General features: G+C 62.8%; 14 protein-coding genes. 5 read left to right on the forward strand and 9 right to left on the reverse strand.

Annotated elements, in window-relative coordinates; translation table 11 throughout:
* The 3 genes from ACYPXD_RS16305 to ACYPXD_RS16315 form a co-directional block, all read left to right on the forward strand.
* Window positions 1–1242: xanthine dehydrogenase family protein molybdopterin-binding subunit (locus tag ACYPXD_RS16305; RefSeq protein ID WP_459713113.1), on the forward strand; the 1242-nt coding region annotated here is incomplete at its 5' end.
* Window positions 1243–1258: 16 nt separating this feature from the next.
* Window positions 1259–1762, forward strand: coding sequence for a (2Fe-2S)-binding protein (locus ACYPXD_RS16310; RefSeq protein ID WP_459713115.1), 504 nt, complete (start codon window positions 1259–1261; stop codon window positions 1760–1762).
* Entirely contained in the window at window positions 1759–3087 is a 1329-nt protein-coding gene (locus tag ACYPXD_RS16315) for a c-type cytochrome (protein ID WP_459713117.1), read from the forward strand. Before ACYPXD_RS16310 ends, ACYPXD_RS16315 begins: the two co-directional genes overlap by 4 nt.
* A gap of 117 nt (window positions 3088–3204) precedes the next feature.
* Here ACYPXD_RS16315 and ACYPXD_RS16320 read toward each other — a convergent pair whose 3' ends face one another.
* The 3 genes from ACYPXD_RS16320 to ACYPXD_RS16330 all read right to left on the reverse strand — a co-directional run bounded on the left by ACYPXD_RS16320 (window position 3205) and on the right by ACYPXD_RS16330 (window position 6068).
* On the reverse strand, window positions 3205–4566 hold the full coding sequence (locus ACYPXD_RS16320; RefSeq protein ID WP_459713377.1) for an MFS transporter: 1362 nt from the start codon (window positions 4564–4566) through the stop codon (window positions 3205–3207).
* A 71-nt stretch (window positions 4567–4637) separates the two neighbouring features.
* Complete coding sequence (locus ACYPXD_RS16325) at window positions 4638–5774, reverse strand: YbdK family carboxylate-amine ligase (RefSeq protein ID WP_459713119.1); 1137 nt, start codon at window positions 5772–5774, stop codon at window positions 4638–4640.
* A gap of 63 nt (window positions 5775–5837) precedes the next feature.
* Window positions 5838–6068: a hypothetical protein gene (locus tag ACYPXD_RS16330; protein ID WP_459713121.1), complete on the reverse strand. Its 231-nt coding sequence runs from the start codon at window positions 6066–6068 to the stop codon at window positions 5838–5840.
* 317 nt (window positions 6069–6385) lie between these two features.
* Between ACYPXD_RS16330 and ACYPXD_RS16335 the strand changes: the two genes are divergently transcribed.
* On the forward strand, window positions 6386–6886 hold the full coding sequence (locus tag ACYPXD_RS16335) for a hypothetical protein (protein ID WP_459713123.1): 501 nt from the start codon (window positions 6386–6388) through the stop codon (window positions 6884–6886).
* Window positions 6887–6945: 59 nt separating this feature from the next.
* Here ACYPXD_RS16335 and ACYPXD_RS16340 read toward each other — a convergent pair whose 3' ends face one another.
* The 3 genes from ACYPXD_RS16340 to ACYPXD_RS16350 form a co-directional block, all read right to left on the reverse strand.
* On the reverse strand, window positions 6946–8130 hold the full coding sequence (locus ACYPXD_RS16340) for an aldose epimerase family protein (RefSeq protein WP_459713125.1): 1185 nt from the start codon (window positions 8128–8130) through the stop codon (window positions 6946–6948).
* 89 nt (window positions 8131–8219) lie between these two features.
* On the reverse strand, window positions 8220–9371 hold the full coding sequence (locus ACYPXD_RS16345) for an SMP-30/gluconolactonase/LRE family protein (RefSeq protein ID WP_459713127.1): 1152 nt from the start codon (window positions 9369–9371) through the stop codon (window positions 8220–8222).
* Window positions 9372–9549: 178 nt separating this feature from the next.
* A complete protein-coding gene (locus ACYPXD_RS16350) occupies window positions 9550–10569 on the reverse strand; it encodes an aldo/keto reductase (protein ID WP_459713129.1) in 1020 nt (339 codons plus the stop codon).
* 591 nt (window positions 10570–11160) lie between these two features.
* Between ACYPXD_RS16350 and ACYPXD_RS16355 the strand changes: the two genes are divergently transcribed.
* A complete protein-coding gene (locus ACYPXD_RS16355) occupies window positions 11161–12078 on the forward strand; it encodes an AraC family transcriptional regulator (RefSeq protein WP_459713131.1) in 918 nt (305 codons plus the stop codon).
* 622 nt (window positions 12079–12700) lie between these two features.
* Here ACYPXD_RS16355 and ACYPXD_RS16360 read toward each other — a convergent pair.
* The 3 genes from ACYPXD_RS16360 to ACYPXD_RS16370 all read right to left on the reverse strand — a co-directional run bounded on the left by ACYPXD_RS16360 (window position 12701) and on the right by ACYPXD_RS16370 (window position 15365).
* A complete protein-coding gene (locus tag ACYPXD_RS16360; RefSeq protein ID WP_459713133.1) occupies window positions 12701–13033 on the reverse strand; it encodes a hypothetical protein in 333 nt (110 codons plus the stop codon).
* A gap of 155 nt (window positions 13034–13188) precedes the next feature.
* Window positions 13189–13716, reverse strand: coding sequence for an NADH-quinone oxidoreductase subunit B family protein (locus tag ACYPXD_RS16365; RefSeq protein ID WP_459713136.1), 528 nt, complete (start codon window positions 13714–13716; stop codon window positions 13189–13191).
* Window positions 13716–15365 (reverse strand): hydrogenase large subunit, encoded by a 1650-nt coding sequence (locus ACYPXD_RS16370; protein ID WP_459713138.1) that lies wholly within the window; start codon window positions 15363–15365, stop codon window positions 13716–13718. Before ACYPXD_RS16370 ends, ACYPXD_RS16365 begins: the two co-directional genes overlap by 1 nt.
* Window position 15366 lies beyond the last annotated feature (1 nt).

Raw genomic sequence — 15366 nt, forward strand, 5'->3', positions numbered from 1 at the left:
CGCGCCTTCGCGCAAGCCGACCGGGTCATCGAGGCGGAATACGCGTTTCCGTATGTCGCGCACGCGCCAATGGAACCGCTCTGCGGTTATCTGTTCTGGGACGGCCGCCGTGTCAGGGCGCGTTACGGCTGCCAGATGACGACCTTCGACCAGCAGCAGCTCGCACGGCTATTCGGGCTGCCGCCCGAGTGCATCGAGATCGAGACGACATACGCGGGCGGCAGCTTCGGCCGGCGCATCGATCTGGGCAACGACGTGCTCGGCCCTGACTTCGCAGCCGACATGGCCGCGGCTGCGAAGGCCATCGGACCGGGCCGCGGCGTCAAGGTCGTATCGACGCGCGAGGACGATATCCGCGGCGGCTGGTATCGCCCGATGATCCTCCACCGGATGAGGGCGGCGCTCGTGAACGGCCGTGTCGCCGCGTGGCACAACACGATCGCCGGCCACTCGTTCGGCGTCGATAGTGTGCTGAATTCAAGAATGCCCGGTGGCGCAGACGCGTTGATGGTGGAGGGTGCGGCGAACATGCTCTACGACGTTTCCCACTTTCTCTGCGACGCGCACATCGTGCAGGACCGCATCCCGACGTCGTCGCTGCGTTCGGTCGGCAGCACGCACACCGCCTTTGCGGTCGAACGGTTTATCGATGAGATCCTCGACAGCCTTGGACAGGATGCGGTGCAAGGACGTCTTGCGCTGCTTCGGAACGCTCCGAAGGAAGCCGCGGTGCTGCGCGAGGTTGCGCGTGCCGCGAACTGGCGCGGCGGCGCGCGCAACCAGGACGGCCGGGCGATGGGCGTCGCCGTGGGCCGCGCATTCCACACGAGCGTCGCGCAGATCGCAGAAGTATCGATCGGTCAAGACGCCGTGCCGCGTGTGCACAAGGTCTGGTGCGCCATCGACTGCGGGATGGCCGTCAACCCCGACGTGATCCGCGCGCAGATCGAAGGCGGTACCGGCTACGGTCTCGGCGTCGCGCTCTTCGGACAGATCGCGCTGCGCGACGGCCGTGTCGTGCAGTCGAACTTCCACGACTACCGCGTACTGAGGCACGACGAGATGCCGGAAGTCGAGGTGATCGTGATGCCGTCGCAGGAGCGGCCAACCGGGGTCGGCGAACTCGGCGTGCCGATGATTGCTCCCGCCGTCGCGGGCGCGCTCGCGCGCCTTGGGCGACCGCGCCCGACGCTCCGGCTTCCGCTCGGCATCGCGCCGCCGGCACCGGTTTCGACGACTTGATGGTCAAAGACACGCCATGGAACCCGTCAACGCAATCACCGATACGCTCGAGTTCGAGGTCAACCGGACGCCCACACGTTTCACCGGCGACTCGCAGATGCCGCTGCTCTGGTTTCTGCGGGACGACCTCGGCCTGAGCGGAACGAAGTTCGGCTGCGGCATGGCGATGTGCGGCGCGTGCACCGTTCATCTCGACGGCATCGCGGTGCGCTCGTGCCAGTTGCCGCTCGCGCGCGTGGCCGGAAAATCGGTGACGACGATCGAAGGCGTCGCCGGCACACGCACCGGTCAGGCCGTGCAGCAGGCGTGGGTGCAATTGAACGTCGCGCAATGCGGCTACTGCCAGTCCGGCCAGATCATGACGGCGACCGCCCTGCTGCACGAGAACCCCGCTCCCACCGACACCGATATCGACGCGGCGATGAACGGCAATATCTGCCGCTGCGCGACATACCGGAGAATCAAGGCGGCAATTCATCATGCGGCGCATGCGCTGCTCGCTGCGCAGCCACGCGAATGACGAGGCGGATCAGACGGCCTTCGCGCACCGTCGCCCGCGTGGCGCTCGCATGCATGGCGCTCGTGCTTGCGTGGGGCGCCGCGCTCGCGCTGTGGCCGCCCGGCAACGAACCGGCGGCGCCGGTGTCGGGCGCGCCGGCGGCGATGCGCGACCTGGTCGCGCGCGGCGCGTATCTCGCGCGCGCGGCCAACTGCATTGCCTGCCACAGTGCGCCCTCCGGGAAGCCGCTCGCCGGCGGCGTGCCATTCAGGCTTCCGTTCGGCACCTTGTACTCGGCGAACATCACGCCCGACAAACAAACGGGTATCGGCAACTGGTCCGATGACGACTTTGTTCGCGCGGTGCGAGAAGGCGTATCGCCGCAGCACACGCTCTATCCCGCGATGCCATACACGTCGTTCACGGCGCTCGGCCGCGACGATGTGCTTGCCATCAAGGCCTATCTGTTCAGCCGGCAACCGGTGCGCCAACCGAATACGCCAAACGCGCTCGCGTTTCCGTTCAACCAGCGCTGGACGCTGCCGCTCTGGAAGCTCGCGCTTTTCCGCAACCGGCGCATGGAAATCGACGATGCGGCCAGTGTCGAGCACAATCGCGGCGCTTATCTCGCCACCGCGCTCGGTCATTGTGGCGAGTGCCATACGCCGAGGAATGCAGGCTACGGACTGCAACATGCACGGGCGCTGAGCGGCGAGACGCTGCAGGGATGGCGGGCCGGCAACATCACGTCCGACCCGCAGACGGGCATTGGCCGCTGGACCGACGCGCAGCTCACCGCTTATCTCTCGGCTGGACACGCGCCGGGTCGCAGTTCGGCTTCGGGCCCGATGGCCGAAGTCGTCGAACACAGCCTGCAATATTTGAGCGCAGGCGATATTCACGCGCTCGTCGTGTATCTGCGCAGCGTCGCACCCGTGCAGACCGATCCTCGCGCAACGGTGGAATTCAATCCGCACGGCGCGCGGAATTCCACTAACCTCGTGCCGGTTCGTGGCACCGACCTGCGCACCGATCCCGGCGCGAAACTTTTTTCCAGCGATTGCGCGGGCTGCCACACATGGAACGGCAATGGACGGCAAACGCCCTATGCGTCGCTGACCGGCGGCTCGGCCGTCAACGATATCGATGGCCGCAACGTCGTGCAGGTCATCCTGCACGGCACCCGCATTCGCGTCGGCGAAGCGGGCGCGACCATGCCCGGTTTTGCCAACCGTTACTCCGACGCGGAGGTCGTCGCGCTTACCCGTTTCGTGCTCGAGCATTTTGGCGGCAAGCAGGGCGTAGTCAGCGAAAACGATGTTCGACGCCAACGCCACGACGAGTGAAAAAACCACGCGCGTCGCCGGATGGCCCTCGTGCGGGCCGATCGGAGATACGCTCGTGGAGTCGGCGCAATAGCGGGTTGTCCCCTTGACCGGTGCGCGAAGCGATACCGACGCCGGTCAGTCGGAGCCCGCTTTTGGCCTTGAATACGCGGGCTGTCGGGTGTCCTGCCATTTGCCGTCTTGCATCGACGCGTCGGTCGTGAGCAACGCCGCGATACTGGCGATACAACCCGCGGTCGAAACGAAAAGCCCGACCCACGGCAGTCCGCCACGCGCGAGCAATAGCTCCGCGGCGTACGGCGTAAGCGACGCGCCCAGCACGCCGCCCAGGTGGTAGGCCGCGGATGCGCCGGTATACCGGACGTCGACAGGGAACAACCCCGCGAGCACCGCCCCCATCGGACCGAACGTCATCCCCATCGTGCCGAATGCGATGACTAGAAAGAGCAGCGCGCGCGCCGTCGTGCCCGCGCCGAGCAGCGGCGCGAGCACGAGGCCGCACACGATACACAGCATGGAGCCGGCGAACAGAATGCGCCGGCTGCCGAAGCGCTGCGCCAGCGCGGCGGACAGTATCGTCGTTGCGGCCGCCGCGAAGATTGCGATGCACAAAAGCTCGACGAACCGCATCCGCGGGATGTGGCTGACGCGCACGCCGAAGTCGAGCGCGAACACCGACGCAATCGAGAAGCATGCGTAGCTGGGCACGATCGCGAGCGCGCCGACGATCAGTTGCCTGCCATGCCGCTGCACGAGTTCGGCGAACGGGATACGCCGCTGCGCGCCGGACAGGCTCAAGCGCACGAATGCGGGCGTTTCGGCGAGTTTGAGTCGCACGTACAACCCCATCAGCAACAAGACCGCGCTCGCGATAAACGGGACGCGCCAGCCCCAGTCGTGGAATTGCGCATCGGACAGTACGCTGAAAAGCAGAAAGAACATGCCGTTCGCGAGCAGGAAGCCGATGGACGGCCCGAGCTGCGGAAACATGCCGAACCATACGCGTCGATGCCGCGGCGCGTATTCGGTGGCAAAGAGCGCCGCGCCGCCCCACTCCCCACCGATACCCAGCCCCTGCCCGAAGCGCACGAGGCACAACAGCAGCGGTGCAATCATGCCGGCTCTTTGATAACCGGGCAGCACGCCGATTGCGATGGTCGACAGGCCCATCGTCAGCAGCGTTGCGGTCAGCGTCGATTTGCGCCCGACGCGGTCGCCGAAGTGGCCGAACAGCACTGCGCCCAACGGCCTCGCAAAGAATGCGAGCGCGAACGTCGATGCAGCCGCCAACGATTGCACCGACGATGCGCCCGGCGGAAAGAACAGCTGGCCGAAAACGAGCGCCGTTGCCGTGCCGTAGATAAAGAAGTCGTAGTACTCGATCGAGGTGCCGATGACAGTCGCGATAAACAAATGAAACATGGTGGCGAAATCCTCTGTTGACGTTCGTTGCACGCGTTCACTGCGGTGGCGCTGCATCACGCAGGCTCGCGTGACCTTGCCGCCGGCAGCCCGGCCCGCGCCCGGCGGGCTTGCCTCGCCCAGGGTCGTCAGACCGACGCGTTCAATATCGATCCCGGGCTGCGCCACAAGCTGCATTGCTGACGCACGACTTCTTCGAGCGACTGGCTTTCGCTGTGAATTTCTCGCATCCATGCGACCGCGCTCGTGCGCGCAAGTCCATCCATCAGATACGCGAGCGCGGGCTGTGCGCCCAACGACACCGCGTGCGGCATGAGACTTTCCAGGGTCATGAGAATCTCATCGCGAATCGTGCTGCGCCGGCCGGTCCGCAAGTCGATCGCCATCCCGTCGAGGCCGTGGCGGCACGCCGAAAAGCGATTTACCGCGTAAATCTCGTAGTTCGATTCCGCAAGCGGCACGGCGGCCTCGTTGAAGAAAAGCGACGCGAGACATTGGATATACGCGCCGATGCTGGCAGCCAGCTCAATGGTGAGCGGCGTGTCCATCACGCGTACTTCGACCGTGCCGTAGCCAGGGCTTGGACGAATATCCCAGTAGAAGTCTTTCAGCGTCGCGGCCATGCCCGTCGCCTTCATGCGCTTCATGTAATCGCAGAACTCGCGCCATGTGAGACAAAACGGCGCATGCCCCGAGAGCGGAAACGGCGCGACGTTATTCAGACGCGAACATGCATAGCCCGTGTCGTGCTCCTGCGAAAACGGCGAACTCGCGGCCAGCGCGATAAAGTGGTGCACATAGGCCGACAGCGAATGCAGCAGCCGCAATGCCGTATCGCCGTCCGGGCACCCGATATGCACGTGCTGCCCGAAGATCGTGAATTGCTGGTAGAGGTACTCATAAACGCCCATCAGGTAGGCGGAACGTTCGCTGCCATTCGGGCGTTCGTCGAACCAGTAGTGGAACGGGTTGGTCCCCCCACCGCAGACCGCTATCCCGAGGAAATCGGCCGCATCGACCAGTTCGTCGCGCAAGTCCATCAGTTGGGCGGACGCCTGCGCGTAGTTGCCGCAAACGCCCGTACACAGCTCGATCATGCTGCGTCCCGTCTCGGGCTTGATTGCGCCGACCCTGCGGCTCCCATCCGTCTGCCGCAGCAGATCCTGCGCTTGCGGAGACAACGCGAAGTTGTGCGTGCTGACGACCTGCACCTCGAGTTCGATGCCGATCGTCAGCGGCGTTGAAGAAATAAAGTCTTCTTGCATAGGGCAATTGCATCCGACAAACCGCATCGACGACGCGGCGGGTTGAGCAACGGCGAAACGCGACTACGAAGAAACGGCCCGCACGATCGCTGCATCGCGCCTTGCGTCATCGATACGATCGGGCATCGCTTCGACCACCGCCGTCATGCGGCGCATCGCACCGCCGCGATGACTCGCCTGTATTTGCCGTCCAGCACACCTGTCATTCATATCCGGCTCAATGATTGAACTATTTCGAATCTTCGGCACGTTTAGCACGATTATTCGTTCATCGAACTGTGTGCGCCACTTCATTTAATACAAATTCTAAAGACGATTCTTTTTTCATGTATTAAACATTGCCTCGATCAATCAAAAAAATCGCTTTAAAGCGGCAAAAAAATAATTACTTGCAAGGAAGCCGATTAAAAGATGCCGCGATCTTCGCCAGGCGCGCTGATTCTTCTGAATTCCCGTTACCGAACGGGTCGGCGCCCTCAATATCGACGGCGCAGTTGAATACACGAAACGAATCCAGTCGCGAATCACAATCGGCCAACGGCACGATCTGCCTTCGCACTGTGAAGCTTCACCGTCTTTTCAATTCGATGACCCGCCACCTGGAGATAGACATGAAAAAGCACATTGCCGATGCAGCATCGCAGGTGCCGTCCGTCGCGCGCGAACATCGCGACGGACGCGATGCAAAGCGCCTGAAGCTACACCGTACGCTGTCGTACGCCGTCTCCGTCGCCTTGCTCGCCAGCGCGGCGCAAGCGCGCGCGGTCCCTACCGATATCAGCGGCACCTATAGCTGCGTCGGTCACGATGAAAACCTCGGAGACTTTCGCGAGACCCACGAATTCAGACCGAACCGCCACCACGGCACGAATACGCGCGGCTTTAGCGAAGCGGCTTACCTCGGCGACCAGCTCGCGTATACGGGGGAAGCGATTGTCGACGGAGATACGATTGCGCTCAATTTCCAGTCCGCATCGGACAAGAACGACCATGGTGTGCTGCTCGGCAAGATCGATCAGAAGACGCCGATCCGCTTCAAAGGCGAGTACTTCGAGTCGAAATTCAAAGACGGCGATACCGGCACGGCAACCTGCACCCGTAGCGGCAACTGAACTGCGCGAACCGCGTACGGTCGGCCGCACAGCCCGTGCATGACGTGAGACGGGTTTGACTATCGCGTGCGAAAGCGCCAGATCGTCACCTCATGCAGCGGTGCTGCGGGCGTGAGCAGCGTATTCGGAAACGCCGGGCGGTGCGGCGAGTCGGGAAAATGCTCAGGCTCGAGCGCAAACCCATCCGTCTGCCTGTAAAGCACGCCACCCTTGCCCGGCACGCGTCCCTGCAGCGCATTGCCCGTATAGAACTGCAAGCCCGGCTGCGTGCTATCGATTTCAAGCACGCGGCCCGATTTCGGGTCGTACGCGCGCGCCGCAAACACAGGCGTTGGCCGGCCGCCGTTGTCTAGCACATAGTTGATGTCGTAACCGCGGCCGTATCCGAGTTGCTTCGCGGCAGAGCGAATACGCGCGCCGATCGCCACCGGCTGGCGCAGATCCATCACGGTGCCGGCCACGCTCGCGATCTCGCCGGTCGGAATCAGCTGAGCATCTATCGGCGTGTAATGCGACGCCGCGATCTCGACGGTTTGCGGCTCGACACTGCCGCTGCCTTGTCCATCGAGATTGAAGTACGTATGGTTGGTCAGATTCACGACGGTATCGCGATCCGTTTTCGCGCGATAGTCGATGCGCACCTCGTTGCGAGCCGTCAGCGTATAGGTCACATCGACTGTCAGCTCGCCCGGAAAGCCGTTCTCGCCGTCCTTGCTCACGTACTCGAACGTAACGCTTGCGCCATGCGCGTCGCTGCGGGTGTCCTTCGCCATCCATACCTTCGTATCGAAACCATGCGGGCCACCATGCACCGTGTTTTCGCCTTCGTTGGCGGGCAATCGATACTCGCGGCCGTCGATCGGCACACGGTCACCGCCGATCCGGTTCGCGTAGCGGCCAACCAGTGCGCCGAAATAGAGCTTGTCGTTGCGTTGCTCGTAATCGGCGAGCGAGTCGAAGCCCAATACGATGTCCCGCGATCTGCCGTTCCGGTCCGGTACATCGAGCGCGGTCACGATGCCGCCATAGGTCATCACCTTCAACACCATGCCATGGCGGTTCGCGAATGTGTATTGGTCGACGGCCTCGCCGCCTTTCGTCACACCGTATGCGGACTTTGTCACTGTCACCGGTACCGCCGCGTGACCGGGCCCACACGCTGCGCTCGCGCCGGTCGCGGCGGCTACGTAGGCGGCCAACATCCACACAAGCGCGCGAAGCGCCCGCCAATCTGCTCGAACCATGATTCACCTTTTGTCGAACCTGAGGCAATCCATCGCGGCGAACGAGCCGCGCCTGGCGCGCAGCGATTGCGCGCCCCCGTTCCGGAACGCTACTGCGCGACCTTCAGCACAGTCAGCGCGTGATCGCGGTTGAGCGTCACATTGACTGCGCGACCCGGCGCCGCGGACACGTAGTCCATGTTGGAAACGATCAGGCGGTCGCCGATCAGCAGCAGCGCGCACGGCATGTCGAGCTTGCCCGTGGTGCTGTCGGCGTCGCCGTTCCTTTGCAGTGTCGTCACGTTGCCGTCCATATCGACTGCATGCACCGCGTTGCCGAGAAAGTCGGCGACATACAGCCGTTGCCGGCTCGCGTCGAATGCCATGCCGTCCGTCGATAGCAGATCGGGCGCGCGCGCGAACAGAACGGGCTTGCCTGCGGGCCGCCCGTTCGCATCCAGGGTGATCCGGAAAATCGTCCCCTCTTCATTGACACCGATGTAAAGGTTGCCCGCATCGTCGAACACGATACCGTCCGCGCCGGTCTTCGCTTTGCCGTTCGAGACGAAAGTCGCGATCAGATGCGGGTCATGCGCGCCCTCCCGGGCCGGGTCCCGCTTGATTCGCACAGGACCATGCTGCAGTTCGTCGAGCGTGAACATGAACACGCCGCTCACCGTGTTCCTCGTGTCGGAGCCCGGCCGGATGGCCGCATCGGTCACGTAGAGACGGTTGCGCTGCCACGCAAGGTCGTTGGTGCCGATACCGCCCTCGACAACGACCTCGTTGCGCACGGGCATGCCATCGTGCACGACGATGCGGCCGATACGGCTATAGGCGCCGCTTCGGTACGGTGTTTGGCGGTCCACGTAGTACAGGTTGCCGTCCGGACCGAATGCGACGCCCATCGGCGCGACCTTGCCGGTGGCAGGGCTCAGGTCTTCGGGCCGGAATCGATACCAGTCCTGCACGGTCTTGCGTATCGGGTCGACGATAGCGAGCCGCGCCGGCGCTTCTTCCGACGCACGGCCCTGCTCGCGCAACGTCAGATTGTTATAGTTCGGCACCGCGAGGATGATCCGGCCGTCGGGCATACGCGCCATGCTGTCGGAGGTGTTGTACGCACGCGGCAACGTGAGGAAAGGCTCGCCGCTGCCGGCGAGCGAAGCGGTCTGCTCCGCCCTCGCCGTCTGAGCGGCCGCTACCGCATGAACGCCCGCAACAATGAACAGCGCGAATGAAGATCGAAGGAAAAAGCGCATGATTCGTGCACTCACTAATCAAAATTGAAGAGGACCGCGACAGGCCGCGCGGCCGACGCAAACAGGCAAGCACTGCCGCGCGGCCGGCACGGCGGCGGTTCGCGCGGCGATCGTCCGATCTCGCCTGTTACGACGCACGCGTCCGGCGCGCCGCATGGTCCGTTACGCGGGGAGCCGTTCAGGCCGGCGTGGTGGCGGATGACTCGATCAGTCCGGAGGACCTCAATTCCTGCCAGAACTCGGCCGGCACTTTCGCCTGCATCGAGTTGTAGTCTTCGAGTATCTGCTGGTGGCTGCTCGCGCCCACCACCAAGGCGACCGCCACATCGGCCGCCGACGAGAACTGCAGCGCCGCCGTGCGCAGGTCGACGCCGTGCTTCGCCGCAACCGCGCGCAGACGTTCCCGCTTGTCGATGTACGCGGGCGGAATTCTGTAATTGTCATGGCCGTAGTTGTACCGCGGACTGCCCGAGATAAACCCCGCGTTCAACGACGAACCGATCACGAGCGAAACGTTGTGCTCACGCACCGCCGGGAAAACCTGTCGCACCGCGTTCGAGTGATCGATGAGCGAATACTGCGATGCGCACAGGCAAACGTCCGGGTCCGCAACACGAAGCACGCGCAGAATGGGCTCCGGTCGGTTCACGCCGATGCCCCACGCCTTGATGATGCCCTCCTCGCGCATGCGCGACAAAGCCGGGAACGCACCGCGCTGCGCGATCGCGAACTGCTCTTCCCATGACGTGGGGAAGTACGGGAAATCGGGCGAAATGTCGTGCACAAACACCACGTCGATACTGTCCACGCCAAGCCGCTGCAAGCTGTCTTCGATCGAACGGCGCACGCCATCGGCCGAGTAGTCATAGACCACGTCGTTCGGCGAGTCCGATAGCGGAAACAGCTTCTGATGCTGGTTGTGCTTCGACGCTTTGAGCAGCTTGCCCACCTTCGTCGACAGCAGATACTCGTTGCGGTTCCTGTTATGCAGGAAATGGCCGAACCGTCGCTCGGCGAGGCCGAGCCCGTACCACGGCGCCATGTCGAAGTAACGCACTCCCGCATTCCACGCGGCCTCTATCGTGGCCTGTGCGTCGTCGTCGGTTACTTTGTTGAATTCGTTGCCAAGCGGTACGCCACCGAGGCCGAAACGAAATTCGGGCTTATAGATCTGGCGTGCACGGTTGCTTTGACTCATCGACGTTTCTCCTTGCGAATTAGCGGGGGATGCCGCGCTTGCCAGCGCGGGAGCCGCGAGCACGCTTGCAGCGGCCGTGGCCTTGACAAGAAATTCCCTGCGTTGATGGTTTGCCAGGTCTGGCATCGGCTTGCTCCTTTTCATGCGTTGAAGGTTCGACGGCAGGCATTCGGACTTCAGCGGCGCTGAAAGGCTCTTCACTAGCGACGCGTGCTGGCCTGTGACGATCGTCCCAAGTGCATGCGTCGTGCCTGTCGCAAGCCAATCGAGGCACGCATACCGTAAAGCGGAGATTTGAACGATCGATAGAAAAAGCTGAACGATGGCGCATTCAACGCAACCTCCTTGCGCGCTAAAATGCATAGGGACGCTTTCTACGCAGCCGATTGGCTCAATCGGAAACCACCGTATCAGGCAAAAAAATTTCCACTGCTAACGACTTCCGATAATGATCAAGCAGTCGGTCTTTAACCCGATGCGAAGCGAGCGTGTCGTCTCGCGAAGCGAATTGTGTGATCTACTTGCTTTTCGTTTACCTGGTTGAGATAGTCTCGCCCGTTAAAGTTCGAATTACGTATTACCTTTCCATTCATGGAATTCGATCCGCTTTCCGATTTTCTCAAGTTGATTGAAGCAAGGCTTACCGTATCGGGTGGATTCTCCGCAGGCGGAGCATGGGCCATTCGATTTCCGAAGCCCGATCATCTGAAGTTCTTCGCCCTGACGAAAGGCACTTGCTGGCTTCACATCGACGGCGACGAGAAGCCGCTCGAAGTGCTGGAAGGCGACGTGTTCCTGATTTCCAGACCGCGTTCTTTCATGTTGGGCAATGATTCGCGCGCAACGCCGATCGATGCCAGCACTGCATTCTCGGGCAGCCCCGGTAACCGGACTGCAGTAATAGGCAAAGGCGGCGAGTGCGTTCAGGTGGGTGGCCACGTGCGTGTGGACCGCACCTGTAGCGACCTGATCTGCCACCTGCTGCCGCCATTGATTCACATCCGTGCGGACTCCCGATACGCGGCGAAGCTTCGTTGGCTGCTCGATCAGATCGTGCAGGAGCGCACCGACTGGCGACCAGGCGTCACGCTGATCTCCAATCAGCTCGCGCAGTTGCTGTTCATGCAGACGTTGCGAACGTGGCTGGAAGCAACCGACCCGGCACCCTGCGGATGGCTGCGCGCCGCAGGCGACAAGCGCCTCGCGGCCGCGGTTGCACTGATGCACGGCACCCCCGGCAGACAATGGAAGCTGCACGAACTCGCGAAGGCGGCGGGCATGTCGAGGACGGGCTTTGCACTCCATTTCAAAGCCGTCTCCGGTGTACCCGTTCTGGCCTATCTGACGCAGTGGCGCATGCTGCTCGCGCAGCACGCGCTGCGAAACAGCGACGCGACCTTGTCGGCACTCGCTGGCCAGCTCGGCTACGGCTCCGAAAGTGCATTCAGCAATGCATTCAAGCGGGTGATCGGCATATCGCCCGCGCATTACCGCGTCTCTGCCCGTTAGCTGACGCTTCGCCGCTCCGGCGACACGTCAAAACAGTTGCGCGTTCTTTCATGGCTTTGAAAAAAGCACATGACGTTCAATTCATAAAGCCACGCTCCCCGATTGAATCGCGATGACTGACCGCCTCAATCAGTATAGTTTGTGCCTTTCTGAAGATATTTTATATCGACCGCTAATTGTCATTCAGCGGCGTGCTCGATATCCATGGCGTCTTTTTGAGATACTGGACAGTCATTTTCATACCGCCTGTTCTGGATAAAGCGCTGCCGCCGTATTGCTCGCACGAGTCATTGCACGATTCGCTCTGTGACTTGCCTTTTAGTCCAGCGAAGACGCCGTGGCACACCTGCGACCGCTTATCCGGGCCGCCAACCGGTTCTCGTGGCCGCGGCATGGTTGCGCTTCTTGAAGGGCGACCTTCCCGGCCGGTTGCCGCATGCGGCAGTAGATGCGCGGAGCAATCGGAGGCATGGCGCAGGTTGCCGGTGAATTCCACGTTCGCCCGGTTCCGCACAGAGCGATCGGCCGACGACGCTTATCACTCGGCGACTCGGGCATACAAGCTCCAGCCAGAACTCACGTGATAGGCAAGGAAGCGCCCTTCGTGGCGGTGCACCGAGCCTTAGGGCCGGTCATCCTTGATGAGGCCGGCCAGTCTCGCCCGTTCGCGAGCGATGTCCAGAACGCCTCCGTTCGACCAGTCGAGTACCACTCCATCATCGAGCGACTCACGGACAAGCGAGGCATAGTCCGACTTGCTAATCTTCCCCGATTTCATTGCGTCTGCGACATCACGCCTGAGGTTCGGTGGAAAACTCGTATAGGAGGCCGAGAACGACGCGTACTGTCGTGCGTCGATTTCCGCCGCCGTATGGGACTTCATCCAGACAACAACGGCCACGATTGCAACCAGCGGGACGGCGGTGTAACTGAGAACAAATCTAACTGGCGTCATAGCAAAGTTCAAAGAAATCATTCAAAACAGACCCGGATGGCCGACTCCGCACATGGTTCGCTCGACCTTGCCCACCTAACCTTCCGTGTCGCCTGCCAGCGCCCGGATCGCAGTGGTAACGAGCAAGATGATGCAAGAGCCCCAGCCTTCGCTGGTCAAGGCACCGATGTCGTCCGCCTGCTTCGCAGCGCTGTCAGAATGCCTCTGAGCAGGTCGACCGGCGCAGGCGGGCAGCCAGGCACGTAGACGTCGACCGGAAGCAGCTTCGACAGCGATCCGCCTACCGCGTAGCTGTCCCGGAAGAAGCCGCCCGTGCAAGCACAATCGCCTGCGGCCACGACAAGCTTCGGGTCAGGAGTGGCTTCCCAGGCCCGCCAGACGGCTTCCCTCATGTTCAGCGTCAGGGGCCCGGTTACCAGCAGCATGTCCGCATGGCGGGGACTGGCGACAAAACGGATGCCGAGACCTTCGATGTTGTAGTACGGGTTGTTCAGCGCATGGATTTCCAGTTCGCATCCATTGCACGAACCGGCGTCGATCTCGCGTATGCACAGCGCGCGGCCGAGTACGTCGAGGATTTCCTGCTCGATGTGGCGGCGCTCGGCCTGCCATGCGTCATCGGGTTCCGGAATAGCCTCGGCCGGTACGGGCGTTCGGACGTACTGTTTGAGAAGTTGCCACATCAGAGGTCGTGTCCCGCGTAATTGAGGTTGAACGACTTGTTGATCAGCGGGAAATCGGGAACGATGTTGCCGATGATCGCGTGCTCGAGCGCAGGCCAGTTCTGCCACGAAGGATCGTGACAGTGACACCGCCTGATCGCCCCGTCCTCGCCGGTCTCGAGCGCGACGAACACTTCCCCGCGCCAGCCCTCGATCCAGCCGATGCCACGAGCGGGCGCGGCATCGATATCGACGGGCGCGAGAGGGTCGCCTCCCGGCAAGCGGACGAGCAATGCCTCGATCAGGCGCAGCGATTCGTAGACCTCGTTGAAACGCACCGCGACACGCCCCGCGACATCGCCTCGAACATCGCTGACGAGTTGCGCTCGCACGTCGTCGTATGGCGCATGAGGATGGTCGACACGTACGTCCGCGCGCACGCCGCTCGCTCGGGCGGCAAGCCCGCACACGCTGAAATGCGCAGCCACCTTCTCGGTCAGCTTGCCGGTGCCCGCAAAGCGGTCCTGCAGCCCGGACTGCTCATCGTAGACGCGCTGCATCACGCGAACCTCGGCTTCGATCCGCCTGCATTGTTCCCGTACCGCTCCGATCGCATCGCGGTCCACGTCTTGCGCGACGCCGCCCGGTACGATCCGGTCCATCAGATAGCGGTGGCCGAAAATCCGGCCGTTAAGACGCAACCAGTCCTCCTTGAGCCGGGAAAACTGCGCGAGGCCGATTGCGAATCCGGCATCGTTGCCGAGCGCGCCGAGGTCGCCAAGATGATTGGCAATGCGCTCGCGTTCGAGCATCAACGCTCTTAGCCACTGCGCGCGCCGCGGGACGCCGACGCCGAGCGCATTTTCCAGCGCCATGCAGTATGCCCACGCGAACGCGACCGACGTGTCGCCGGCGATGCGTCCGGCGAGGCGATGGCCGTCCAGCAGCGGCGTCGCTTCGAACAGCCGCTCGATGCCGCGGTGCGCGTAGCCCAGCCGCTCTTCGAGGCGCAACACCTTTTCGCCGACGACCGAGAAGCGAAAGTGCCCCGGCTCGATGATGCCTGCGTGAATCGGACCGACCGCGATCTCGTGCACACCGTCACCTGCAACCCGCACGAACGGGTAATCGGCCTCGTGAGACGCGAAGCGTTCATGTCCCGACGACTGCTTCTGCAGCGGGAAATAGTCGGCCGGCCAGTTGCCATGATTGAGCCACGGCCTTGCATCCGCGGCGCCGATCGCGCGCACGCCGAGCAGGTCGAAAACCGCCCGCTGCATCCGCGACGCACATGGGAAGATGACGGACAGATCGGGATAGCCGTCTGCGCCGCGAGACGCATCGGCGTCGGCATCGGCATCGGCAGCGGCAGCGGCATCGGCATCGGCATCGGCATCGGCATCGGCATCGGCATCGGCATCGGCAGCGGCAGCGGCCGGCAATTGCAGCCACAGCAAACCGTCCTCGAGCGCGTAGGCCGCGCGGATCGAGAACGTGCCTGCCGGCTCTTGCGCGCCCCACAGCGAAATCAGCCGTCCACCTTGCTCACGGATCGCGATGGCCGTGCGTACCCACGCCGTGGCATCGACATGCGCGAGAAACGCCGTCGCCGTCCCGGCAATGCGAGGCAGCCGTTCGATCGTGTCAAGCCCGAGTGCATCGATGCGCATG

The sequence above is a fragment of the Paraburkholderia sp. 2C genome (genome assembly GCF_054589215.1).